The organism is Vibrio sp. 1727 (assembly GCF_033344415.1).
In the GTDB taxonomy this organism is placed as follows: domain Bacteria; phylum Pseudomonadota; class Gammaproteobacteria; order Enterobacterales; family Vibrionaceae; genus Vibrio; species Vibrio alginolyticus.
Genome location: NZ_JAWPOT010000567.1, coordinates 1 through 548, shown reverse-complemented (window position 1 = coordinate 548; position 548 = coordinate 1). Strand labels below are relative to the sequence as shown.

The window sequence follows — 548 nt, the reverse complement described above, 5'->3', positions numbered from 1 at the left end:
CACTGCCCATCATCACAGGTTGGCTGACAACGGAAGTTAACTCACAAAAGTGACCAGAGACAAAACCGATAACTTCATCTCCGACTTTCGCTACATATACCAAACACTCGGGATTATCGATGTAACGAGCAATGCTTTTCTCTTGCTCGATTTCTTCAGCAGTTTTAAACAATTCAGGGGATTGAACATGGTGCTCATCGTGCAAATCGAACATAAGATCGTTGAGCACTTCTAAATCATCAAAACTCGCAGCTTTGATTACAAATGCAGACATACTAAGGGTTACCAAAATTTGAGTCCGTATAGTGTGTTGCGAAAACACAGGCTTGGCAAGCCACAAAAGCGCCTACTCACGATTGTTTTCTGGAGCACCAACGCAAAAAAGCCCCTGTACAAATCGGCATACAGAGGCAGAACCAAACTACGGAGTTCGAGGATCAGGGTTTCATTTGAGTACGACGATAAATTGTTAGCGTCGTAATACTCGCTCTATTTCATTCAGGCTCGTTGGATCATCAATCGTCGATGGCACGGTGTATTGTTCACCA

At 43.6% G+C, this 548-nt stretch carries 1 pseudogene; it reads right to left on the bottom strand.

What is annotated here, in order from left to right:
- A pseudogene (locus R8O10_RS26975) lies at positions 1 to 274 on the bottom strand (N-acetyltransferase); the annotation flags it as partial.
- Between the last annotated feature and the right edge of the window lie 274 nt (positions 275 to 548).